General features: G+C 71.7%; 22 protein-coding genes. 10 read left to right on the forward strand and 12 right to left on the reverse strand.

Features of this window, described 5'->3' with window-relative positions; translation table 11 throughout:
- Positions 1–152 precede the first annotated feature (152 nt).
- The 4 genes from AB0D31_RS13780 to AB0D31_RS13795 all read right to left on the reverse strand — a co-directional run bounded on the left by AB0D31_RS13780 (position 153) and on the right by AB0D31_RS13795 (position 2,957).
- Positions 153–710: a flavoprotein gene (locus AB0D31_RS13780; protein ID WP_362721482.1), complete on the reverse strand. Its 558-nt coding sequence runs from the start codon at positions 708–710 to the stop codon at positions 153–155.
- A 256-nt stretch (positions 711–966) separates the two neighbouring features.
- Positions 967–1,314 carry a hypothetical protein gene (locus AB0D31_RS13785; protein ID WP_362721484.1) on the reverse strand — a complete coding sequence of 116 codons (348 nt, stop codon included), beginning with the start codon at positions 1,312–1,314 and terminating at the stop codon, positions 967–969.
- Between the two features lie 22 nt (positions 1,315–1,336).
- Positions 1,337–1,783: a GNAT family N-acetyltransferase gene (locus tag AB0D31_RS13790; protein WP_362721487.1), complete on the reverse strand. Its 447-nt coding sequence runs from the start codon at positions 1,781–1,783 to the stop codon at positions 1,337–1,339.
- On the reverse strand, positions 1,746–2,957 hold the full coding sequence (locus AB0D31_RS13795) for a helix-turn-helix transcriptional regulator (protein ID WP_362721490.1): 1,212 nt from the start codon (positions 2,955–2,957) through the stop codon (positions 1,746–1,748). The genes AB0D31_RS13790 and AB0D31_RS13795 overlap by 38 nt, the downstream gene beginning before the upstream one ends.
- 133 nt (positions 2,958–3,090) lie before the next feature.
- Here AB0D31_RS13795 and AB0D31_RS13800 point away from each other — a divergent pair, with 133 nt between their 5' ends.
- Positions 3,091–3,426 carry a hypothetical protein gene (locus AB0D31_RS13800; RefSeq protein WP_362721493.1) on the forward strand — a complete coding sequence of 112 codons (336 nt, stop codon included), beginning with the start codon at positions 3,091–3,093 and terminating at the stop codon, positions 3,424–3,426.
- Positions 3,427–3,456: 30 nt separating this feature from the next.
- Here AB0D31_RS13800 and AB0D31_RS13805 read toward each other — a convergent pair whose 3' ends face one another.
- Genes AB0D31_RS13805 through ureA form a run of 3 tightly spaced genes read right to left on the reverse strand, consistent with a single transcriptional unit; the run spans position 3,457 to position 6,919 of the window.
- Positions 3,457–4,494, reverse strand: coding sequence for an agmatine deiminase family protein (locus AB0D31_RS13805; protein ID WP_362721496.1), 1,038 nt, complete (start codon positions 4,492–4,494; stop codon positions 3,457–3,459).
- Between the two features lie 11 nt (positions 4,495–4,505).
- On the reverse strand, positions 4,506–6,188 hold the full coding sequence (locus AB0D31_RS13810) for an urease subunit alpha (protein ID WP_362721499.1): 1,683 nt from the start codon (positions 6,186–6,188) through the stop codon (positions 4,506–4,508).
- Positions 6,188–6,919 carry an urease subunit gamma gene (gene ureA, locus AB0D31_RS13815; RefSeq protein ID WP_362721502.1) on the reverse strand — a complete coding sequence of 244 codons (732 nt, stop codon included), beginning with the start codon at positions 6,917–6,919 and terminating at the stop codon, positions 6,188–6,190. Before ureA ends, AB0D31_RS13810 begins: the two co-directional genes overlap by 1 nt.
- 158 nt (positions 6,920–7,077) lie before the next feature.
- On the opposite strand from ureA, the gene AB0D31_RS13820 reads away from it, so the two are divergent.
- The gene (locus AB0D31_RS13820; protein WP_362721505.1) at positions 7,078–8,523 is read left to right on the forward strand and encodes a cytosine permease; all 1,446 of its coding nucleotides are present in this window, start codon (positions 7,078–7,080) and stop codon (positions 8,521–8,523) included.
- 34 nt (positions 8,524–8,557) lie between these two features.
- On the opposite strand, the gene AB0D31_RS13825 is transcribed toward AB0D31_RS13820, so the two are convergent.
- Complete coding sequence (locus tag AB0D31_RS13825) at positions 8,558–9,658, reverse strand: branched-chain amino acid aminotransferase (protein WP_362721508.1); 1,101 nt, start codon at positions 9,656–9,658, stop codon at positions 8,558–8,560.
- 237 nt (positions 9,659–9,895) lie between these two features.
- Positions 9,896–10,945 (reverse strand): 3-isopropylmalate dehydrogenase, encoded by a 1,050-nt coding sequence (locus AB0D31_RS13830; RefSeq protein ID WP_362721511.1) that lies wholly within the window; start codon positions 10,943–10,945, stop codon positions 9,896–9,898.
- Between the two features lie 177 nt (positions 10,946–11,122).
- Between AB0D31_RS13830 and AB0D31_RS13835 the strand changes: the two genes are divergently transcribed.
- Complete coding sequence (locus AB0D31_RS13835; protein ID WP_362721514.1) at positions 11,123–12,697, forward strand: metallophosphoesterase family protein; 1,575 nt, start codon at positions 11,123–11,125, stop codon at positions 12,695–12,697.
- Positions 12,698–12,726: 29 nt separating this feature from the next.
- Here the strand turns inward: AB0D31_RS13835 and AB0D31_RS13840 are convergent, their stop codons facing one another.
- Positions 12,727–12,855, reverse strand: coding sequence for a hypothetical protein (locus tag AB0D31_RS13840; protein WP_267056578.1), 129 nt, complete (start codon positions 12,853–12,855; stop codon positions 12,727–12,729).
- A gap of 192 nt (positions 12,856–13,047) precedes the next feature.
- Positions 13,048–14,487: an MFS transporter gene (locus tag AB0D31_RS13845; RefSeq protein ID WP_362721517.1), complete on the reverse strand. Its 1,440-nt coding sequence runs from the start codon at positions 14,485–14,487 to the stop codon at positions 13,048–13,050.
- A 93-nt stretch (positions 14,488–14,580) separates the two neighbouring features.
- Here AB0D31_RS13845 and AB0D31_RS13850 point away from each other — a divergent pair, with 93 nt between their 5' ends.
- From AB0D31_RS13850 to AB0D31_RS13880, 7 genes are all read left to right on the forward strand, one after another.
- Positions 14,581–15,507, forward strand: a complete 927-nt coding sequence (locus AB0D31_RS13850; protein WP_362721519.1) for a LysR family transcriptional regulator — start codon at positions 14,581–14,583, stop codon at positions 15,505–15,507.
- Positions 15,508–15,543: 36 nt separating this feature from the next.
- Positions 15,544–15,891 (forward strand): PadR family transcriptional regulator, encoded by a 348-nt coding sequence (locus tag AB0D31_RS13855; RefSeq protein ID WP_362721521.1) that lies wholly within the window; start codon positions 15,544–15,546, stop codon positions 15,889–15,891.
- On the forward strand, positions 15,888–16,622 hold the full coding sequence (locus AB0D31_RS13860; RefSeq protein ID WP_362721523.1) for a hypothetical protein: 735 nt from the start codon (positions 15,888–15,890) through the stop codon (positions 16,620–16,622). The genes AB0D31_RS13855 and AB0D31_RS13860 overlap by 4 nt, the downstream gene beginning before the upstream one ends.
- Positions 16,623–16,951: 329 nt before the next feature.
- Positions 16,952–18,994, forward strand: coding sequence for a phosphocholine-specific phospholipase C (locus AB0D31_RS13865; RefSeq protein ID WP_362721526.1), 2,043 nt, complete (start codon positions 16,952–16,954; stop codon positions 18,992–18,994).
- Between the two features lie 134 nt (positions 18,995–19,128).
- On the forward strand, positions 19,129–19,704 hold the full coding sequence (locus tag AB0D31_RS13870) for a CDP-alcohol phosphatidyltransferase family protein (RefSeq protein ID WP_362721528.1): 576 nt from the start codon (positions 19,129–19,131) through the stop codon (positions 19,702–19,704).
- Complete coding sequence (locus AB0D31_RS13875; RefSeq protein ID WP_362721530.1) at positions 19,701–20,543, forward strand: phosphatidate cytidylyltransferase; 843 nt, start codon at positions 19,701–19,703, stop codon at positions 20,541–20,543. Before AB0D31_RS13870 ends, AB0D31_RS13875 begins: the two co-directional genes overlap by 4 nt.
- On the forward strand, positions 20,540–21,745 hold the full coding sequence (locus AB0D31_RS13880; protein WP_362721533.1) for a lysophospholipid acyltransferase family protein: 1,206 nt from the start codon (positions 20,540–20,542) through the stop codon (positions 21,743–21,745). The genes AB0D31_RS13875 and AB0D31_RS13880 overlap by 4 nt, the downstream gene beginning before the upstream one ends.
- A gap of 123 nt (positions 21,746–21,868) precedes the next feature.
- Here AB0D31_RS13880 and AB0D31_RS13885 read toward each other — a convergent pair whose 3' ends face one another.
- A complete protein-coding gene (locus tag AB0D31_RS13885; RefSeq protein WP_362721536.1) occupies positions 21,869–23,074 on the reverse strand; it encodes an FG-GAP-like repeat-containing protein in 1,206 nt (401 codons plus the stop codon).
- Between the last annotated feature and the right edge of the window lie 19 nt (positions 23,075–23,093).

The raw sequence follows: 23,093 nt of genomic DNA on the forward strand, positions 1-23,093 counted from the left end.
CCCGCGGGTGGGAGCCGCGTGCGCCCCGGCCCGCCCGGGCCCCGCGAGCCCCCTCTCCCCGGGGGGAGCCATGCGGACGTCCGCGCCTGGGGGCGGCCCGGGCGGCGCCGGTAGCCACGCCTGCGTCGCGCCCCGGTGGGAGGTCCGCGCCGTCAGGGCGTGACGGAGGCCTCGACCGCGTCGAGCGCGATGCGCCAGGGGAAGCCCTCGGGGGGCTGCTCGCCGGGCTGGTTCGGCACGAAGCCGGCGCCGGCGCCCGTGTCGCCCCCGTAGAGCACGGTGACCCCGGCGGAACGCAGCGTCTCCACGGACTGCTCGAACTGGGGGTGCCGGGCGTAGGCGGCGTTCAGGCACGGCATGGCCACGATCGGTATCCGCTTGCCGATCGCCTCGGCGGCGACCCCGACGACGAAGGCCGAAGTCAGCCCTGCTGCCCAGGAGTTGACGGAGTTGAACGTGGCGGGCGCGAAGAGAATGACATCGGCGGCCGGCCAGGTGTCCGGCTCCCCCGGGCTTCTGTACTGCCACCGCACCGGATGCCCGGTCAGGGTGGCGAGCCCGGAGAGGGACTCCTCGATCCAGGACGCCGCGGCGGGAGTCAGCCCGAGACACACGTCCCAGCCACCCGCTTGCAGCGATTCGATCACCGCGGCGACCTCGAAGACGGGCGGGGCCGCGGAGCAGAACAGGTACACGGTCCTTGTAGTCATGCGGCCCAGTCGATCACATGGCGTCCCTGCCGCCTCCGAGCCGTCGACGGTTGGCCCTGCGCGAGCCGGCGCCCCGCGACGCCCGAACCGCCCCCGGAATGCGGGCTCTCGGCAGGCGCACGGAGGTACGAGGCGGAGAGGGTGCACCCGCCCGGTCACACCGGCACGACCAAGCGCGGCTTTCCCTGCTCCGCCGTGTAGTCGAGCGCCTGCCAAGTGCCGGTCGAGGGCGCGGTGGCGTGCGGGAATCCCACGGTCACGCGGGTGTGGTCGACCATCCACCGGTTGCGTGCGTGATAGGCCGCGGTGTCCAGGTCGGCCGCGCCGAGTTCGACGATGCCATCGATGCGGGGGACCTCGTACGGTCCACGACGTGACGTGCCTCGGCGGGCTGCTGAGCGAGGGTTCCGGGCACTACGACGGTGATGTGCGCATCGGTGCTTCTGGCCAGCCACTCCAGAGCCAGGCTGTCGATGCCGCGGGCTCCGCCGATAAGGAAGTGCCCGTCGGTGAACGCGGCGAGGTGGGCCGCGAAGAGGACGCCGTAGTCGTGCCGGGGGCGGTGTTCGGTCGTACGTGTTCCCGTGATGGCCACCGTCCGCATGCCGACTCCGCTTCGCGAGCTGTCAGATCGAGACCCGGTAGAACACCTTGCCCATGTGCTGTGGCGCCCCAAGGGCCTCGTACAGGGCCAGGGCAGGCGGGTTGTCCGTGTCCGCCGTCCACTCGACGCGCGAGCACCCGGCTTCGGCCGCCGCTGCCTTGACCCCTTCCATGAGCGCCCGCGCGACACCCTGGCGACGGGCGCCGCCGCGTACGTACAGCTCCTTGAGGTACAGAGAGGTGTCCGCGCCGGCTGCCGGCCACAACAGCGAGTATGAGGCGAGGCCGAGCACACGGTCGCCGTCGCGGGCCAGCAGGCAGTGGGCAGCTGGACGGGCACTGAACAGCGCGGCACGGATTTCGGTAACGGGCGGGCGGACATTGTCGCCGCCGTAGTAGGCCTCGGTCTCGCCAAGGATCTCGGCGATCACATCAAGGTCGTGTTCCGTCGCGGGACTGATCTGCACCATTGCCGGCCCTCTCGCCCGGGGGCAGCGCCAACATTTCGCGCAGTACCCGCATTTCTGGCACGGTCCGTGCCTCGGGCACCCTAGCGACCAGTTCGGCGGCGCGGTAGGTGATCAAGGCCGAGAGGTGCCCCGGCCGCAGGCCCGCCAGGGTGTCCGTGGCGTGCGCGGCAGCCTCCGCCGCGTTTCCCGCGATGGCCAGACACATCGCCTGATCCAGGCGTACCAGCGCCCGGTCCATGTGGTCGGAGACGGGGTACAACTCCAGCGCCCGTTCCTGCTGTTCACCGGCCGGACCCGTCTCTCGGAGATGCGTCAAGGCGTTCCCGCCATGGAAGCGGAACTGAGACTCCGAGTATCCGAACGCCGACGCGACCGCATCAGCCGGATCCAGCCGCTGGAGGGCTGCCTCGGCCTCGGCCAGCGCCGCACTCGTTTCAGCACGGCGGCCGAGAAGGGCGTGCGCACGCGCCGCCAGGGGCGCCGCCAGTGCCGGTCCCACGCAGGGCAGACCCCCTGCCAACTGCTGCGCGCGACCGGCGAGTTCCAACGCACCCTCTAGATCTCCCCCGTAGTACAGCTGGTAGGCCTCTTGCGCGTACATCCACGACAGTGTCGCCCTGTCCTCGGCCGCGGCCGCAGCGGCTCGGCCAGTACCCCACCAGGCCGCCGACCGCCCGTCGCCGAGTTTCAGCAGAGTGAGCGCCATGAGCCCGGACATGCGGGCCACGGAGATCGTCAGGCGTTTGCGCACCGGCGCGGACTGGCGGCCGCACAGCATGAGACGCAGGTCTGTGAATCCGGCGAGGAGTTCGGGCAGGAGTTCGGCGGCGGCCCGATACCGGGTGGCCCGGCCATGACGCGCGACCGTGTACTCCACGTCGTCGAGCGAATGGTCCGACAACGGCCCTGCGGTGAGCGACTCGTGCAGCCCGCGCTGGAGAACGTGCGCCTGGTCCAAGGGGTTCGCGCCCGGACGGGCGTCAGCGAGAGCGATCAGCTCGCCCCGGGCGCCCAGGGCTCGATCGAGCGCTGCGGCGATCTCGCGGCTCGGAAAGCGGCGATCCTTCTCCAGATCGGCGATATAGCTCTTCCCGCAGGCCGCGAGCGCGGCGACATCGCGGAGCGAGCGCGATCCTCGCAGCCTGCGCAGCGCCTGCCCGAAGGTTTCGATCATGGACGCCCCCAGCCTCCGCAGCGTCCGCAGCACAGCGGACATGGGCGGACACGCGACTCCTGCCACTCACGGTCCGTATCGGAAACGCTACTCCGGTACACACCTCGTAGTCAGCGGCAAGGAGAACAACAACATGTCCTCACGACAAGACAGAGTGCTACAGGCCTGCTGTCATGACGGCGCGCTCACCGACGAGCCGATCAAGATCGGCGAAGTGCACACGGCCGCGGGGGCCGGCGCAGACATCTACTCCTGTCCGCGACACTTCCTGCTGTACCAAGCCGGTGACAGGGACCAGGACGCCGCGCCCCCCACCCCCCGCATCAAATTCTGCCTCTACTGCGACCGCCCCATCGAAGGCGTAGCCATCAAGGTCAGCGGAGCGGACCACCTGGCCGCTCCCAGCGGGGCTCGTGGGGACGACTACCGGCACCTCAAGGGCGACCCGGCCTGCCGGCCCCGGCGGTGACGGTGAACGGACCGGGCACCCCGGGTGGGGCTACACCCTCGGCTGCTGCTGCGTGATGCAGTGAATGCCGCCCCCGCCCGCGAAGATCGTGCGCGCGTCCACCAGCGTCACCGTGCGCTCGGGGAACAGACGGCGGAAGATCCCCGCCGCGTTCTCGTCGCGCGGGTCGTCGAACGCGCACAGGACGACCCCGCCGTTGCAGAGGTAGTGGTTGATGTAGGAGTAGTCGACCCAGCCGTGGTCGTCCTGGACGACGGTCGGGGCCGGGATCTCGACGACCTCAAGGGAGCGGCCGCGCGCGTCCTTCTGGGCGCGGAGCAGCGCCACGTTCTCCTTGCAGAGCTCGTGGTCGGGGTGGGACGGGTCGGGCTGGGTGTGGGCGACGACCACGCCGGGGCGGGCGAAGGCGGCGACGATGTCGACGTGGCCCAGTGTGCCGTAGCCGTGCGGCGGGTAGTCGGCGGTGAGGCCGCGCCGCAGCCAGATCGCCTTGCGGGTGCCGAGCATCGCGTGGATCTCCGTCTCGACCTCCTCGCGGGTCCAGTCGGGGTTGCGCTCGGGGCCGAGCTGCACGGTCTCGGTGAGCAGCACCGTGCCCTCGCCGTCGACGTGGATGGCGCCGCCCTCGTTGACCAGGCGCGAGGTGTACGTACGCGCCCCGGCGAGATCCGAGACGTGCGCGCCGATCTTCGCGTCGTGCTCCCACGTCGCCCAGTCCTGGGCGCCCCAGCCGTTGAACGTCCAGTCCACGGCGGCGAGTTGGCCGTTGCCGTCGGTGAGGAAGGTCGGGCCGATGTCCCGCATCCACGCGTCGTCGAGTTCGCGCTCGACGAGGTCGACGTCGGGGCCGAGGAGCGCGCGGGCGCTGTCGGCCTGGCCGGGGCCGACCACCATGGTGACCGGCTCGAAGCGGCGTACCGCGCGGGCGACCGAGGCCCAGGCGGCGCGGGACTCGGCGAGTTCGGCCTCGTTGGGGAAGGTGACGTTGGGGCCGGGCCACGCCATCCAGGTCCGCTCGTGCGGAGTCCACTCGGCGGGCATGCGGAAGCCGTCGGCGGCAGCAGACATCAGGGTGGTCCTTACAGGAAGTAGAGGCGGTTGAGGGAGACGGAGTCGGCCGGTTCGGAGCGCAGCGGGTCGCCGTCGAGGGTGACGAGTCCGGTGGCGCCGTCCACACCTACCGCTCCGGTACGGGAGTTGAGGAGGAGGTCGGCCGGGCCGATGCCCCGGGTGCCGCGTACGGCGACCCGGCGGCGGCGGGTGGGCAGCTGGTCGCCGCCCTGGTCGACGGCGGCCTTGGCCACGAAGGCGACGGACAGCTCGGCGGGTGTGCCGCCGTGCGCCCCGAACAGCGGGCCTAGCACCAGGGGTTCGCAGGTGTCGGTCGCGGCGTTGGGGTCGCCGGTGACGCCCCAGGCGGGGAAGCCGGACTTGAGCACCATCTGCGGCTTGGCGCCGAAGTAGGCGGGGCGCCACAGCACGATGTCGGCCATCTTGCCGGGCTCGATGGAGCCGATCTCGTGCGAGAGGCCGTGGGCGATGGCGGGGTTGATGGTCAGCTTGGCGATGTAGCGCAGGACACGCGCGTTGTCGTCGTCGGGCCCGTCGCCTTCGAGGGGGCCGAGCTCGGCCTTCACTTTGCCCGCCATGGCGAACGTACGGCGTACGGTCTCGCCGGCGCGGCCCATGCCTTGGGCGTCGGAGGAGGTGATGCCGATCGCGCCCAAGTCGTGCAGCACGTCCTCGGCGCCCATCGTTCCGGCGCGGATGCGGTCGCGGGCCATCGCCGCGTCGCCCGGCAGGTCGGTCTTGAGGTCGTGGACCGAGACGATCATGCCGTAGTGCTCGGCGACCGCGTCCCGGCCGAAGGGGAGGGTGGGGTTGGTGGACGAGCCGATGACGTTGGGGACGCCGGCCATCTTCAGGACGTTCGGGACGTGGCCGCCGCCGCAGCCCTCGATGTGGAAGGCGTGGATGGTGCGGCCTTCGAGGACCTTCAGGGTGTCCTCGACGGTGAGGCATTCGTTCAACCCGTCGCTGTGCAGGGCGACTTGGACGTCGTGCTCTTCGGCGACGCGCAGTGCGGTGTCGAGCGCCCTGGTGTGGGCGCCCATGTCCTCGTGCACCTTGAAGCCGCACGCGCCGCCTTCGGCCAGCGCTTCCACCAGCGGGGCGCCGTTCGAGGACGAACCACGGCCCAGGAAACCGATGTTGACGGGCCACGCGTCGAACGAGGCGAAGGCGTTGCGCAGCGCCCACGGGGAGTTGACGCCGACGCCCCAGACCGGGCCGAACTCCTGGCCGATGATCGTGGTGACGCCGGAGGCGAGCGAGGCCTCCATGATGCGCGGGGACAGCAGGTGGACGTGGGGGTCGACGGCTCCGGCGGTGGCGATGAGCCCCTCGCCGGAGACGATCGAGGTGCCGGTACCGACGACCACGTCGACACCGTCGAGGGTGTCGGGGTTGCCGGCCCGCCCGACGGAGACGATCCGGCCCTCGCGGATGCCGATGGACACCTTGCGGATGCCCTGCACCGCGTCGATCACGACGACGTTGCTGATGACGACGTCGCACGTCTCGCGTACGGCGGCGGCCTTCAGATGCAGCCCGTCGCGGGCCGTCTTGCCGAAGCCGGCCAGGAACTCGTTGCCCGGCGCCTGGGAGTCGGACTCGATCCGGACGGTCAGGCCCGAGTCCCCGAGCCGGATCCGGTCCCCGGTGCGGGGGCCGTGCACGGAGGCGTACTCGTACGGGTCCATCACTTCTCTCCCTCGCGTGAGCCGTGCGTGTCCCGCGTGTCCCGCGTGTCCCGCGTGCCGGTTCCCAGGTATCCGCAGGCGGCGGCCTTGCGCAGTGCTTCCGCCTTCGCACCGGGCGCGTCCAGCGGCCCGTCGACCAGGCCGGCGAAGCCGATCGCGATCCGGTCGCCGCCGATCGGCACGAGGCCGATCTCCGCGCTCTCGCCGGGCCCGAACCGTACCGAGGACCCGGCCGGCACGCACAGCCGCATGCCGTAGGCCGCGGCCCGGTCGAAGTCGAGCCGCGGGTTGGCCTCGAAGAAGTGGAAGTGCGAGGTGACCGAGATCGGCACCGTGGCGGTGTTGGTCACGGTGAGCAGCACCTCGTGGGCCGCCTCCGGGTACCCCTCGCCGGGCAGCAGGGCGCCGGGCGCGTCCTGGCCGGCCGTGCCGCCGATGGGGTCGGAGACCACCGCGAGCCGGGATCCGTCGTCGAAGACGGCCTCCACGTGGACCTCGGTGACCACGTCGGACACGCCGGGGAGCACATCCTCGGGGCCGAGCACCGCCCGGGCCGCCTCGATCGCCTCGGCAAGCCGCCTGCCGTCCCGGGCCGCCTCGCAGACGGTGTCCGCGATCAGCGCGGTCGCCTCGGGCACGTTCAGCCGCAGTCCTCGGGCTCTGCGGGCCCGGGCCAGCTCGGCGGCACCGAACAGCAGCAGCCGGTCACGCTCCGTCGGGGTCAGTCGCACGCCACCACACCTCCTGTTTGAACGCCACTCTAACCAGAGATTTCACAGACGGGAAGCATTGACGGCACGGCTTGGTGTGCGTCACATTGAGCGGCACTCAAACCCCACACGAGTGATCCCCGAAACAAGTCACCCCACGACGAGGGAGAGGCGCCGGTATGCCCATAGAACAGCGCGGAGTCGATACGGTCCCGGAGGCGGAGCGCACCAGCGGGCCACGCGACCTGGTCTCGATCCTGCTCGGCTCGAACCTCTGTCTCGGGGTGATCATCTTCGGCTGGCTGCCGGTCTCCTTCGGCCTCGGCTGGTGGGCCTCGGTCAGCGCCGTGATCGCGGGGACCCTGGCCGGCACCCTGCTGACCGCGCCGCTCGCGCTGGTCTCGCTGCGTACGGCCACCAATCTGTCGACCTCCTCGGGCGCCCAATTCGGCGTACGGGGACGGCTGGTGGGCTCGGTCGTCGGCCTGCTGCTCTCGCTCGGCTACACCGCCCTGACCGTGTGGATCGGTGGCGACGCCATGACCGGCGTCCTGCACCGCCTGTTCGGACTGCCCACCGGCGGCGCCTCGTACGGCATCGTGTACGCGCTGCTCGCCGCGGCCACCGTCATCGGCGCGGTCTACGGCTACCGGGTGCTGCTCCGCCTCTCGCGCATCCTGGCCATCGGCATGACGGCGCTGCTGGTGCTCGGAGTCTTCGCCTACGCACCGCACTTCACCACCGCGGCGCTGCCGGAGGCGGGCGGCTATCTGCTCGGCTCGTTCTGGCCGACGTGGCTCTTCGCGATGGTCGCGGCCGGGCTCAGCGGGCCGATCGCCTTCATCACACTGCTCGGCGACTACACGCGCTACATCTCCCCGACCCGCCACCGCCCGCGCCGCGTCCTGCACGCCACCTGGCTCGGTCTGACGGCGGGTCTGCTGGTGCCGCAGCTCTTCGGCACGTTCACCGCGTACGCGGCCCGCGCGGCCACCGACTTCGCGGGCCCGCTGGTCTCCGCCTCCCCCGGCTGGTATTTGGTGCCGCTGCTGCTCTCGGCTTCCGCGGGCTCGGTCGGCAACGCGGGTCTGATGCTGTACTCGATGGGGCTCGACCTCGACGCGATCCTGCCGCGCGCCTCACGTACCCAGGCGACGTTCGCGGTGGCCGGCGTCGCCACGGTGTGCGTGTTCGCGGGGCACTTCGCGTGGGACGCGCAGGCCGCGATGACCTCGTTCGTGCTGCTCCTCACGGCGATCGGCACGCCCTGGGCGGTCATCACCCTGATCGGCTTCGTGCGCTGTCGCGGCGTGTACGACGCGGACGCCCTCCAGGTCTTCAACCGGCGTTCGCGCGGCGGCGTCTACTGGTACCGGACCGGCTGGAACCCGCGCGCGGTGATCTCCTGGGCGCTGGGCGCGGGCGTCGGCCTGCTCGCGGTCTCCCTGCCCAACTACCAGGGCCCGATCCTGAGTTGGACCGGCGGAGTGGACTGCAGCTTCCTGCTGTCGGGGGTGGTGGGCGGCCTGGCGTATCTGTCACTGACGGCGCGTCACGCACACGCGCCGGAGGGGCTGGCTGCCGAGGCTGAGATCAGCCCGGCATCCAGCCCCTCCGGCGTGTGAGGAGCGGGGGTTCGGGGGCTCAGCCCCCGAGGCCCTAGCCCAGCGGGTGCATCCACCCGTGCGGGTCCGGGGCTGCCCCGGTCTGAAGGTCGAGGAGCGCCTTGCGGAGCTTCATCGTGACCTCGCCCGGCTCACCGTCGCCCTGCGTCCAGTTGTGGCGGGCCGACTTGACCGAGCCGACCGGGGTGATGACCGCGGCCGTGCCGCAGGCGAACACCTCGGTCAGGGTGCCGTTCTCGTTGTCCCGCTTCCAGTCCTCCGTGGAGATCCGGCCCTCGACGGCCTCGTACCCGAGGTCGCGGGCGATCTTCAGGAGCGAGTCACGGGTGATGCCGGGCAGCAGCGAGCCGGTCAGCTCGGGCGTGACGATCTTGTGCGTGCCGTCTTCCTGCCCGTACACGAAGTACAGGTTCATGCCGCCCATTTCCTCGATCCAGCGGTGCTCGACCGCGTCGAGCCACACCACCTGGTCGCAGCCGTGCTGGGCGGCCTCGGCCTGGGCGACCAGGGAGGCCGCGTAGTTGCCGCCCGTCTTGGCGGCGCCGGTGCCGCCCTTGACGGCGCGCACGTACTCCTCGGACAGCCAGACCGAGACGGGCTTCACGCCGCCGGGGAAGTAGGCGCCGGCCGGGGAGGCGATCACGATGAACAGGTACTCGTTGGCCGGCTTCACACCGAGACCGACCTCGGTCGCGATCATGAAGGGGCGCAGGTAGAGGGAGGCCTCGCCGGAGGAGGGGACCCACGCCTTGTCCTGCTGGATCAGCGCGTCACAGGCGGCGATGAACAGGTCGGTGGGGAGCGCGGGCATCGCGATGCGGCGCGCGGAGTTCTGGAAGCGCTCGGCGTTGGCCTCGGGCCGGAACGTGGCGACCGTGCCGTCGGGCTGGCGGTACGCCTTGAGGCCCTCGAAGATCGTCTGCGCGTAGTGCAGCGTCATGTTGGCAGGGTCCATGGACAGCGGGGCGTACGGCACGAGCTGGGCGTCGTGCCAGCCGCGGCCCTCGGTCCAGCGGACCGTCACCATGTTGTCGGTGAAGTGGCGGCCGAAACCGGGGCTGGCCAGAATCGCCTCGCGCTCCGCGTCGGACAGCGGGTGCGAGGTGGGCTTGAGCTCGATCGTGGGCGTCGTCATGAGTGCTGTGTCCTTCACCGGTGGATAGTGACGGACCGCGCTCACGCCGCTGCCTGTGCTGGACGTCCGAGCTGCTCCGCATGCCGCGGCCCACGTCTGATTATCGCTCTTGGCAGGCCTTGGACATAACGGTGTGATGTGCGGTCCGGGATTGATGGTGTCACCCGGTGGCCGCATGCGAAAAGCCGCCGGGTGCGAAATGCGACCCGGCGGCTGATGCGTATGGTGCGCCGGGAGCTAGCCGGCTACTCGCGCGGCGAGCGCGTCGCCGATCTCGTCCGTGGTGCGGAGCGCGCTGCCGCGTCCCGCCAGGTCCGCGGAGACGGCGCTCTCGATGCGGGCCGCCTCGTCCTCGTAGCCGAGGTGACGCAGGAGCAGGGCGACCGAGAGGATCGTGGCCGAGGGGTCGGCCTTGCCCTGGCCGGCGATGTCCGGCGCGGAGCCGTGCACCGGCTCGAACATCGACGGGAAGTCGCCGCTCGGGTTGATGTTGCCCGAGGCCGCGACACCGATGCCGCCGGAGACAGCCGCCGCGAGGTCGGTGATGATGTCGCCGAAGAGGTTGTCGGTGACGATCACGTCGAACCGCGCCGGGTCGGTGACGAGGAAGATCGTCGCCGCGTCCACATGCAGGTAGTCGGTGGTGACGTCGGGGAACTCCGTGGCCACCTTGTTGAAGATGTTGGTCCACAGGTGACCGGCGTACGCCAGGACGTTGTTCTTGTGGACCAGCGTCAGCTTCTTGCGCGGGCGGGCCTGGGCGCGGGCGAAGGCGTCACGGACCACGCGCTCGACACCGAAGGCGGTGTTGACGGAGACCTCGGTGGCGACCTCGTGCGGCGTACCGGTACGGATCGAGCCGCCATTGCCGGTGTACGGGCCCTCGGTGCCCTCACGCACGACGATGAAGTCGATCTCGGGCTGGCCGGCGAGCGGGGTGGCGACGCCGGGGAGCAGCCTGCTGGGGCGGAGGTTGACGTAGTGGTCGAAGAGGAAGCGGAGCTTGAGCAGGAAGCCGCGTTCCAGGACGCCGGACGGGACCGAGGGGTCGCCGATCGCGCCGAGCAGGATCGCGTCGTGCTGCTTGAGCTCGGTGACGTCGGCGTCGGTGAGGGTCTCACCGGTGGCGTGGTAGCGCCGTGCGCCGAAGTCGAACTCCCTGGTCTCCAGCTTCACGTCCTGCGGAAGGACGGCTCGGAGAACCTTCAGGCCCTGGGCCACGACCTCCTGGCCGATGCCGTCACCGGGGATCACTGCGAGATTGATGCTGCGAGAACTTGCCGACATGGGGGAACCCTACTGGCCGTCCCAAGCGCTGACACCCGATGTCCAGAGTGTGGACAAGCTCCAGCAGTCGGCGCGGCTGCGCGGACGCGGTCCCCGGCCCATCGCGTAGGCGTCTGTACGCCCGGCGTTCACCCCGCGGTGATCATCCCGTCGACTCCGTACGGGACTTTTTCGGCCATGGACATCCCCAGATTCGGCATTCCCGACAAGCTCGCCGAGCGCATGAGCATGGCCGAGCAGCACGAGTACCTGCGCTCGAAGCTGAGCCGTCGTGGCGTGCTGCGCACCACCGCGGCCACGGCCGCCGTCGCCGGGGCGGGTCTCGCCACGGCCGGGGCGGCCTCGCCCGCCTATGCCGCGCCGACCGCGCTCACCTCCACCTCGCGCCACGGCGTGGACGGTTCGCTGGCCGCGCCGTTCGGCCGCCACCTCGCGTACGGGGCGGACCCCAAGACGCAGATGCGGGTCTCCTGGCAGGTGCCGTTCGCGGTGCGGAAACCGTACATCCGTATCGGTACCAGCCCCTGGTCACTGAGCCGGAAGATCGATGCGGAGGTGCGCCATCTGACGACGCCCGCCCTCAACGGCGGGAAGATCGCGGCGGCCGAGCAGTTCTATGTGCACGCCGGCCTCGACCGGCTGCGGCCGGGCCAGACGTACTACTACGGCGTCGGCCACGACGGCTTCGACCCGGCGGACCGCCGCAATCTGGGCACGCTCGGCACCTTCACGACGGCTCCCTCGCACGCTGAGAACTTCACGTTCACGGCCTTCGGCGACCAGGGCGTCAGCTACCACGCGCTCGGCAACGACCAGGTGATCCTCGGCCAGAACCCGGCCTTCCACCTGCACGCGGGCGACATCTGCTACGCCGACCCGTCGGGCTCGGGGCAGTCCTCGGACCAGTACGACGCGCGCACCTGGGACCAGTTCCTTGCGCAGACGGAGTCGGTCGCCAAGACCGTGCCGTGGATGGTGACCACCGGCAACCACGACATGGAGGCCTGGTACTCGCCGCAGGGCTACGGCGGCCAGAACGCCCGCTGGTCACTGCCGGCCAACGGACCCGACCCGGTGAACCAGCCCGGCGTGTACTCGTTCGTGCACGGCAACGTGGGGGTGGTGGCGCTCGACGCCAACGATGTGTCGTACGAGATTCCCGCCAACTTCGGCATCAGCGGCGGCGAGCAGACGACATGGCTGAACAAGCGGCTCGGTGAGCTGCGCGCCAACCGCGCCGTCGACTTCATCGTGGTCTTCTTCCACCACTGCGCCTTCTCCACGACGAGCTCGCACGCCTCGGAGGGGGGCGTGCGCGACGCGTGGGTGCCGCTGTTCGAGAAGCACCAGGTGGACCTGGTGATCAACGGCCACAACCACGTCTACGAGCGCACCGACGCGATCAAGGGCAACACGGTGGGCCGCAAGGTCGCGATCGGCGAGCGCACCGACCCGACGCGTGACGGCATCGTGTACGTCACGGCCGGCGCGGCGGGGCGTTCGCTGTACAGCTTCCCGGTGCCCGACTCGTACGAGGGCCATGTCGCGGACCGCGACAGCGTGAACACGTTCCACTGGGCGAAGGGCGGCACGAAGGTCACCGAGACCGTGGAGTGGTCGCGCGTGCGCTACACCAACTACTCGTTCCTCGCGGTGGAGGTCGAGACCGGCCGCCACCCGCGGATGAAGGTCAGCGCCCTCGCCGAGACGGGCGAGCGCATCGACCACTTCGAGATCCAGCGCGGGCGGTAAGCCGCCCGAGCGTCGGCGGGCCGCCGGGCTCAGTGCCCGGTGGCGCCGCCGTTGTCCCTGCGGTCGAGGGCGCGCTGGAGGGCGGCGGCGGCGTTCTTGCGGTCGGACTCGCTGCTGCGCGAAGAGTGACGGACGCGGCGGGCGGGCTGCTTGACCATGGGGATTCGACTCCTCTGCTGGGGGGCCCGGGGCAGGCCCCGGCGGATGCAGTGAGGTGCCGGAAGGGGCGGGGAGCGCGGCCGCAGGGGTTGCCTGCCAAAGGGCACTGCGCTCACGACCGCCCTTCGCTGGATCAGCGAGACGTTCGGCTCCTACAAAGCTAAGCGCTGCCCTGGAGTCTGTCTCTACAATTACTCGGACTTCCTACTATCTGAGACGGCGGCCCTCGCCTGCCCCTGCGGCGCCGGCTCCGCGCGCCGGGTGCGGACCGCGTCGCCCGCTCCGTCGCGCAGCCGCAACGCCCCTGCGGCGGGGAGCAGACAGACCGCTCCGAGCAGGCAGAACGCCACCGCGTAGGCGCCCGAGGGCGTGTCCTGGAAGGAGCCGCCCAGGCGCAGCGCGATGGTGGCGACGGCCACGGCGAGCCCCGCGGCGAGCTGGTTGGCGGTCACGGACAGCGCGTTGGCGTCGCGCAGCCGCTCGGACGTCACCTCGCTGAAGGCGATGGTGGAGTAGCAGGTGAGGCCGAGCGAGCGGGCGGCGCCGCCGAGTGTGACGAGGGCGGCGGTCACGGCGAGCGGGGTCGCCGCGGTGAGCAGGGCGCAGCCCGCGACGGCGCAGGCGAGCCCGACCGTGGAGACGAGCAGCAGCGGACGGAACCCGAAGCGGTTGATGAGCGGGGTGGTCGCCGGCTTGATCCCGATGTTGCCGACGAAGACGAAGAGCACCACCGCGCCGGACTTCACCGCGCTCCAGCCGAAGACCTCCTGGAACAGCAGGGGCAGCAGGAACGGCATGGAGCCGACGACGATCCAGAAGAGCGAGCCGCCGGTGACGGCGGCCCGGAACGTCACGACGTCCAGGGTGCGCAGGTTGACCAACGGGTGGGCTGTGCGCAGCAGATGGCGCCAGGCCGCGCCGAGCGCGAGGACGGCGACGGCTCCGACGGCGGCCGCCGACCGCCACCCGCTGTCGGTCTCGGCGACCAGATGGGCGGCCCAGGTGAGGGCGGCGAGCCCGGTGCAGCCGAGCAGCACGCCGGGCACGTCGAGCGGGGGCGGGGTGACGGTGGGCCCGGCCGAGACCAGGCGGCGGGCGACGGCGAACGCGGCCGCGCCGAGCGGGAGGTTGACGAGGAACATCCAGTGCCAGCTCGCGTACGTGGTGAGCACTCCGCCGAGCAACGGCGCGACGACGGGGGCCATCAGGCCCGGCCACACGATGTACGCCATGATCTTCGGTATGTCGGTCTTGGCGGCCCCGTCGAGCACGAGGAGCCGGCCGACCGGCACCATCATGGCGCCCCCCGCACCTTGCAGGACGCGCATCGCGACGAGCACGCCGAGGTCCCCGCTCGCGGCGCAGCCCGCCGACGCGAGGGTGAAGAGCACGATGGCGGTGAGGAAGATCCGCCGGGCGCCGTAGCGGGCGGTGAGCCAGCCGCTGAGCGGTATGAGGACGGCGAGGGTCAGCAGATAGACGGTGATGACCAGGCCGACCGAGCCGGGCGTGGTGTCGAGGGAGGCCGCCATCTGCGGGGCGGCGGTGGCCACGATGGTGCCGTCGAGCATCTCCATGAAGAAGCAGGCGGCGACGAGCAGGGCGGTCGTGCGCTGTCGGGTGTCGAGCATGGGTTCAGCGTGGTGGCGAGGCACTGCTGCACACAAGGTCCGACTTGTCAGCCGAGGCGTGCACCGCATGCAGCCCTCATTCATACTGGCGCCATGCACCAGCTGCCCGACATGAATCTGCTGCCCGCGCTCGACGCCCTGCTGCGGGCGGGCGGTGTGGCCGGGGCCGCCGCCGAGATGCGCATCTCACCGTCCGCCATGAGCCGGACCCTGGGCCGGCTGCGCCGGGTCGTCGGCGACGAGCTGCTCGTGCCGTCGGGGCGCGGCCTCGTCCTGACGCCGCGCGCCCGCGAACTCCAGCCGCGCGTGGAGGCGGCCCTGGCCTCGGCCCTGGCCGCGCTGCGCCCGCCCCCTGAGCTCGAACTCGCCGCGCTGGAACGGGAGTTCACGATCCGGTCCAATGACGGTGTGGCCGTCGTCTTCGGCTCGGCGCTGACCGAACGGGTGCTGCGCGAGGCGCCCCGGGTGCGGCTGCGGATGCTGCCCGAGGGCGACGAGAACCCGGCCGATCTGCGGGATCTGATCGACCTGGACGTGGGGCAGATGGGCGAGCTGCCGCACGACATCCGCAGCGAGCCGCTCGGCGCGTACGGCTATGTGGCGGTGGCGCGCGCCGACGGCCCGTACGCGAACGAACGCCTCACCCCGGAGCGATTCGCCGCGCTCCCCCACATCACGGTCACCCGGCGTGGCCGCGTGCGCAGCGTCGTCGACGAACGCCTGGCCGAACTCGGCCTGACCCGCGACGTGCTGGCCACCGCACCGACGTACACGGCCGCCTGCTTCTTCGCGCTCCACTCGGACGCCCTCGCGTTGGTGCCGCGCCCGTACGCCCTGGAGGCGGCCCGCGCGATGCCCCTCGCGGTCCTGCCCATCCCGCTCGACCTGCCGTCCAACCCGTTCGTCCAGGCCTGGCACCTCCGCGTCGACGCGGACCCGGCCCACCGGTGGCTGCGGGGCATGCTCGCGGAGATCGTGACGGAGCTCGGGCCGGGCACCTCGGACGACACCACCATCTAGCTTGCGTTCCTACCTAGGTGGTGCTGGAATACACCCATGGCCGCAGACCGCAGATCCAGCTGGCTCAAGGGCGTCCTCGACCTCCTCGTCCTGTCCTGTCTCACCCAGGGCGAGAGCTATGGGTACGAGATCTCCAAGGCGCTCACCGCCGCGGGGCTGGGCGAGATCAAGGGCGGCACGCTCTATCCCGTGCTCAACCGCCTGGAGGAGGCCGGCCTCACGGTCGGCGAGTTCCGGGCCGCCGAGCGCGGGCCGGGGCGCCGCTACTACCGGCTGACCGACGACGGACGCCGTGCGCTGGCCGAACAGGGCACCGCCTGGCGGGAGTTCCACGCCACGGTCACGACCATGCTCACCAGCACACTTCCAGGGGGACCGGCGTGACCACCGAATACTTCACGGAACTGAGCCGGCTGCTCGCGGACCGCGGCATGCCGGACCACGACGTGGCGGCGACCGTCGCCGACCTCACCGGCTATCTCGCGGAGTCCGGATCGCCCGACGCCCGCGAGGAGTTCGGCGCCCCGGAGACCTTCGCGGAGCGGCTCACCCGGGGCCACGACGGCGAGCGGCCGGAGGCCGGCGCCGAGACCTGGAAGTGGACCAGCGACATCTACACCGACCGCCTGCTTCTGAACCGGTACGGGGCCGAGGGCTGGGAGGTCGAGACGATCGACTTCCTCGGCCGCTTCGTGTGCCACCGCCCGTCGCGGGACGCGCTGCGGTGGGAGTACCGCCGCGAGACCTCGCACGGCGCGAAGGAACGCGATGCGCTCCTGGCCGAACTTGAGCCGGACGGCTGGGAGGTGTGCGGGCGCTGGCTCCACCTGACGTACCTCAAGCGCCCGCTCGCCGCAGATGCGGGCCCGGCGGCCGGCCTCACCACGACCCCCGCCGCCCCCGCCCGGCACGTCTTCTTCAGCGCCAAGTACCGTTCTCTGCTCGCCGTGTTCGCGGTGTCCGTGGTCCTGCTCGCGCTCGTCCTGGGCTTCGACGTGATCGAACTCGACCGGCCCGCCGTCCGCTTCGGTCTGCTTGTCGGCGCCGCCGGTGGGGCGCTGCTCGGCTGGTACGGAGTGAAGCGGGACCTCGCCCAAGGTGCCGACAGCGCTTGACCGCCGGACGCCTTCGCGAAGATCACGGCCGAGCTCCCCGCCCCACCCCGCGATCTCGGCGGAGCTCCCGCCCCACCCCGCGATCTCGGCGGAGCTCCCGCCCCACCCCGCGATCTCGGCGGAGCTCCCGCCCCACCCGCGCCACCGCCACCTCACGCCCCGGCTCTGTCATCACGGCTCTCATCGGACCTTAAGAAAGCCAGTCGTTGACCGAGAGTTCATAAATCCATCCCTGTAGAGGTCTAGCTCCAGACCATTGCCCGGCGCCACTCTTGCGCTCGATGTGCCGCAGGGGCACAGGGGCACAGGGGATGCGAAGAGGCGGGCGGATGACACCGATCAGTCGTAGAGGATTCGTGGCACTCGGCGCGGGCATGGCAGCCGGCGCCGTGCTGCCATCGGCGGCGGCCCAGGCCGTCGGTTCGGCGGTCACGAGCACGGCGGCCGCCTCGGCCACCGGCACCATCAAGGACGTCAAGCACGTGGTGATCCTCATGCAGGAGAACCGCAGCTTCGACCACTACTTCGGCCGGCTCAAGGGCGTCCGGGGCTTCGGCGACAAGAGCGGCATCCTGCTCCCGGGCGGACAGCCCGTCTTCAACCAGCCCAACGGTCTCGGCCGCCAGTACCCGTGGAAGCTCAGCTCGACACCGGGCGCGGGCGGCGCCGACGGCGAGACGCTCGCCCAGTGCAACGGCGACCTGCCGCACAGCTGGACCTCGCAGCACGCGGCGTGGAACAAGGGCCGCATGGACAGCTGGGTCTCCGGTGTCGGCAACGTCCGCTCGCTGGGCTACCTCGAACGCGGCGACATCCCGTTCCACTACGCACTCGCCGACAACTACACCATCTGCGACGCCTACTTCAGCTCCACGCTCAGCGCCACCGGCCCCAACCGCACCTTCCTGTGGAGCGGCAAGGTCGACGCCACCAGCAACGACGGCGGCGACGAGTCGGGCCTGACCTGGCAGACGTACGCCGAGGCGCTCCAGCGCGCCGGGGTCAGCTGGAAGGTGTACCAGAACGCCAACGACAACTACGGCGACAACGGGCTCGCGTACTTCAAACAATTCACCTCCGCGCCTGCGGGCGACCCGCTGCACGACCGCGGCATGGGCTCGGTCCCGCCGGTCAGCGGCTCCACCCCGGACGACATCGCCGCCGCGATCAAGGCCGACGCGCTCGCGGGCAAGCTCCCCCAGGTGTCCTGGGTCGTCGCCAACCAGGCGTTCTCCGAGCACCCCTACGCCCCGCCCGGCGACGGCGCCCACTTCGTCGACCTGGTCTACCGCGCGCTGGCCGCCGCCCCCGACGTCTTCGACTCGACGGTCCTGTTCCTCAACTACGACGAGAACGACGGCTTCTTCGACCATGTCCCCCCGCCGTCACCGCCCGCCGGGACCGCGGCCGAGTTCCTCAACGGGATACCGTACGGCCTCGGTTTCCGCGTGCCGATGCTGGTCATGTCGCCCTGGACGCGCGGTGGTTGGGTGTCGTCGGAGGTCTTCGACCACACGTCGGTCCTGCGCTTCATGGAGACGTGGACCACGGCGCTCGGCACCCCGGCGTCCTGCCCCAACATCAGCACCTGGCGCCGCAAGGTCACCGGCGACCTGACCGGGGTCTTCGACTTCGCGTCCCCCGTGTACGGCATGCCGTCCGGGCTTCCCGCCACGAAGGTGATCGGTATCGGCACCTGTGGTCCGCTGCCCAACCCGGCGCCGCAGAACAACGCGCTGCCCACGCAGGAGTCCGGCACCCGCCCGGCCCGTGCGCTGCCCTACCAGCCGGGCGGCAACCTCGACCGGTTCGAGTTCAAGACGGGCGGGCAGATCCTCGCCTGGTTCGGCATGGCCAACGTGGGCTCCCCCGCGACCAGCGCCGCGCACTTCTCCATCCACCCCAACGCCTACCGCGACACCACGCCCTGGCAGTACACCGTCGACGCGGGCGGCACGGCAACGGACTTCTTCCAGATCGGCACCGGTGCGGGCGCGGGCAAGTACGACTTCACCATGGTGGGCCCCAACCGCTTCCTGCGCCGCTTCGTCGGCGACGCCACCAAGCCGGGCAAGTCCGTCGAGGTGGCGGCGCGCTACGCCGTCGAGTCCGGCACGGGCAAGATGGCGGTCTGGTTCAAGATGACCAACTCCTCGGCCGCGGCAGTAAAGTTCACCATCACCTCGAACCAGTACCGGACCGGCACCTGGACGTACACCGTCCCGGCGGCCGGCTCCACCGAGGACTTCTTCAACGCGGTGGCCCTCACGAACGGCTGGTACGACTTCACCGTCACGGCCGACTGCGACACCACCTGGTCGCGCCGCTACACCGGCCACATCGAGACGGGCGCGGTGTCGGTCAGCGGCTGAAGCCGGGCGACCGCCCGGGGGCCGTCTGGGTGCCGTCTGGGTGCTGATGCCGATGCGTTCGCGAGCCGGTGCCGAGCTGCTTCTGAGTACGGGCACTCATGTGGCGCCGACCCCGCGCCAGCACAGTGGAGCCCATGAACGGCCTCTACGCACTCAAGCCCTGGTACGCGGACCGGCTCTCCGGCATCCGCGGGGCGCTCGCCCGGCGCGGGGTGTCGCCCGACACCCTGACCGCGGCGGGCGTGGTGTCCGCCGCGGGGGCGGCCGCGGCGCTCGCCCTGTTGCCCGCACCACTCGCCGCCCTGCCGGTCGCGGTGCTCCTCGCGGCTCGCCTGGCCTTCGCCAACCTGGACGGAGCGCTGGCCCGTGACACCGGGCGCACCACGCGCCGTGGCGCACTTCTCAACGAACTCGGCGACCGGGCGGCCGACTTGGTGATGTTCGCGGGGTTCGTTCCGCCGGCCCCGCTCTGGCTGGTCGCCATCGCGGCGCTCACCGCGACCCTGCCGTCGTGGATCGCGCTCGCGGGCGCGGCGGCCGGCGCGCCGCGCCGCAACGGCGGCCCCCTCGGCAAGACCGAGCGCTGTCTCCTGGTGGTCGTGGCGGCCGCGTCGGGCTGGGCCGTCCCGGTTCTGCTGATCGTCTCGCTCGGTTCGCTCGTGACGGCCGGGGTGCGGTTCGCCTGGCTGTGGCGGGAGTTGGCGGCATGAGTACGTACGGTCGTACGGTCCTGGTGGGCGTCGCGGTGCTCGGTGTGAGCGGTCTTGCGGTGGCCGCGCTGCCGGCGCGGGTCCGGGTGCGGGCCGAGGTGCGCAGGCGGTGGCGGACTTGGGCGCTGGCCGCGCCGGTCTATCTCGGCGCGCTGTTCTTCGGCGGCGGCGGTGCGTGCGCCCTTGCGGTCACGCTCGGCTTGATCGCGATGGCGGAGTACGGACGGATGACGGGTCTGCGCCGCGCGGAGGCCGCGGTGCTGACGGCGGCCGCGGTGGCGCTTCCCACGCTGGCCTGGACGGCGCCCTCGACGCTTGACCTGCGCACGATGGGCCTGCTGTTGCCGGCCGCGGCGCTGCCCGCGCTGCTGCGCGGCGACCCGGCCCACGGCTTCACCGACGCCGCCCGCACCGTCTTCGCGCTGCTGTGGATCGCCGTTCCGCTGACCGCGCTGGTCACGCTCGGCCAGACGGCGGCCGCGGTGGGCATCGCGGTGGCGCTCGGCGATGTGGGCGCGTGGTGCGGCGGTACGTTCCTGGGCCGCCGGGGCGCCCTTGCCCGCCCCCTCTCGCCACTCTCCCCGAACAAGACCTGGGCCGGTGTCCTCGGCACGGCGCTCACAACGGGCCTTGTTCTCCTGGCCGTTGGGGCGTGGTCGTGGCACCTGTGGGCGGCGGTGGCCCTCGGCTGCGTCCTCGGCGATCTCCTCGAATCCATGGTGAAGCGGGAGGCCGGGGTGAAGGACGCGGGCAGCTGGCTGCCCGGCTTCGGCGGCCTGCTCGACCGTATCGACTCCCTGCTCCTGGCCCTGCTGCTCGCGATGGCGGTGACCCGATGACGACGACCCTGACCTCCCCGGACCGCACCGGCACCCGCATCCGGTCACGGCTTGCCGCACTGGGGCGGCGCGCCCTGTGGTGGTCCGCACTGACCCTGTCCGGCGGCGTGGAGCGCCGGGGGCATCTGCCGCGCGGCGGCTGTGTGGTCGTGGCCAACCACTCCTCGCACGCCGACACCGCGGCCCTGCTCGCCGCGCTCGACGCCCGGCACACTCCGGCGATCGGCGCGGCCGCCGACTACTGGTTCGCCTCGCCGTGGCGGCGCCGCATCTGCAGCCGGCTGGCCGCGGGTTTCCCGGTACGGCGCTCGGGCGGCGGCATGGAGGACCTGCTCGCCATGGCGGACGGGCTGCGGGCCGGCCGGGCGGTGGTCCTCTTCCCCGAGGGCACCCGGGGCCGCGACGGCGAGGTCGGCTCCTTCCACCGGGGCGCGCTGGTCCTGGCGGCACACGCCGGGGTGCCGGTGGTGCCGGTGGGCATCGCGGGTACGGACCGGCTGCTGCCCAAGCACGGCCGGTTCCGGTCCGCTCTGATCCGGGTCCGCATCGGCGCGCCGCTGCCGCCGTCGGCCACACCGGAGGAGGCCCGCGTCGCGGTGGCGGCGCTGCACGCCCGCACCAACGCGGAGGCGCTGCGCGACTCGCCCCTGCGCCGTCGGGTCGCGGCCCTCGCGGCCTCACGGGCCGGCCTCCTCCTGGCCTTCGCCTGGGCGTTCGCGGAGGCCCTGAGCTGGCCGCTGATGCCGGAGCTTTTGCTGGCGACCCTGTGCGCCGCGGCGCCGCACCGAGCCGTCCGGCTCTCCCTCACCGCCCTGGCGGGCAGCCTGGCCGGCAGCGTACTGGCGCTCCAACTCGCGCTGTTCGGCGCCCACTTGCCCGCGCCGCTGACCACGGACCGGATGCGTACGGAGGTCCGCCACGAGCTCTCCGCCGAGGGCGCGCGGGCCGTCCGCCACCAGCCGTGGGACGGCATCCCCTTCAAGGTGTACGCGGCGGAGGCGGGCCACGCGGGAATCCCCACGGCCCCCTGGCTCCGCGAAGCCGCCCTCGCCCGCGGCACCCGCACCCTGACGGTCGGCGTGGCCGTCGCCGGGGCGGCGCTCATGGCACGGCGGTGGAGGCGCTGGTACGGGGTGTACCTGGCCCTGCTGGGCGCGGGCTTCGGCGTGGGGCTCGGGCTGATCGTGGGGGCTTGGGCGTAGGCCGGGCGGGCCGGGCCGATCGTGGGGGCGTGGGCGCAGGGCCGGCGGCCGGGCCGATCGTGGGGGCGCGGCGGGCGTAGGGCCGGCGGCCCCGCGGGTGCCGGGGCCGCCCGCCCCCTACGGTCAGAACAGCCGGTCGCTGTCCTCGAGGTAGGCACTGAGCTCGCCCGCGGCGAGACGGCCGCCGGTGAGGCCGCGGTAGAGGACGGACTCGCCGCTGCCACTGGCGAGCAGGTCGGGGTGGCCGTCCCGGTCCCAGTCGCCGATGCCGAGCAGCGTGCCGAACGCGCCCCAGCCACCCGTACCGATCATGACGCGGCTGCCGAACCGGCCCCGGCCGTTGCCGGGGTAGAGCCACAGCTTGCCCGCGGTGTCGCTGACCACGAGGTCGTTCTTGCCGTCGCCGTTCAGGTCGCCCGGCCCGGCGAAGGCCTTCATGACGTTCCAGCCGCCGCCGATGAGCAGCCGCTTGCCGAACCAGCCCCGGCCGTTGCCCGGGTACATCCAGAGCTGCCCCGAGGTGTCGCGGGCCAGCAGGTCGCCCTTGCCGTCGCCGTTGAGATCGCCCGCGGCCTGGATCGCGCTCATGGTGTTCCAGCCGCCACCGATGAGCAGCCGCGTACCGAACCGGCCCCGGCCGTTGCCCGGGTACATGTAGAGCGATCCGGCGGTGTCGCGGGCCAGCAGGTCCTCGTTGCCGTCGCCGTTGAGGTCGCCGTGCCGGGTCAGCGCGGTCATGGAGTTCCAGCCGGCCCCGATGAGGGACCCGGTGCAGTCACCCGGCAGAAACCACAGCCGGCCCGCCCAGCTGCGGCCCAGCAGGTCCGGTGTCCCGTCGCGGTCGAGGTCCCCGAACGTCTGCGCCGGGCCCGGGCCGTTCCCGTACTGACCCGACCAGTCCGGGTACTCGTTGCCGCCCTGACACTCCCGCATGGTGTGCGCCAAGCGGGCTGAGCCGAGGTTGTTGTCCAGGTGGCTGTTCTTGTCCGCGAAGTCGGACAGATTGACGCCGTAGGCTCCGGTGCCGCTGGCCTGGACGTCGTGGACGGAGTCCAGGTACTCGTAGTTGGTCCGGCTGTAGAGGCAGAGACTGGCGGCGCTGGAGCGGTTGATGACCGAGGACGCCTTGAAGCGCCACGATCCGAAGTCTCGCTGCGACGTCGTGTACGACGCCATCGCGCCCTGCCCGTCGGCGCCGTCGAAGACGCAGAGCTTGCCCTGAGGGCAGCGGTCGAATCCGGTCGCGGCCTGGGCCGGAACGACCGAGGTCGCGACGAGGCCCAGTGCGGCGGCGGCCGTCACCAGGGCAGCACGAAGCTTGGTGCGCATGAAAGGTTCCCCCCAAAGG

The sequence above is a fragment of the Streptomyces sp. NPDC048361 genome (genome assembly GCF_040651795.1).
Classification (GTDB): Bacteria; Actinomycetota; Actinomycetes; order Streptomycetales; family Streptomycetaceae; genus Streptomyces.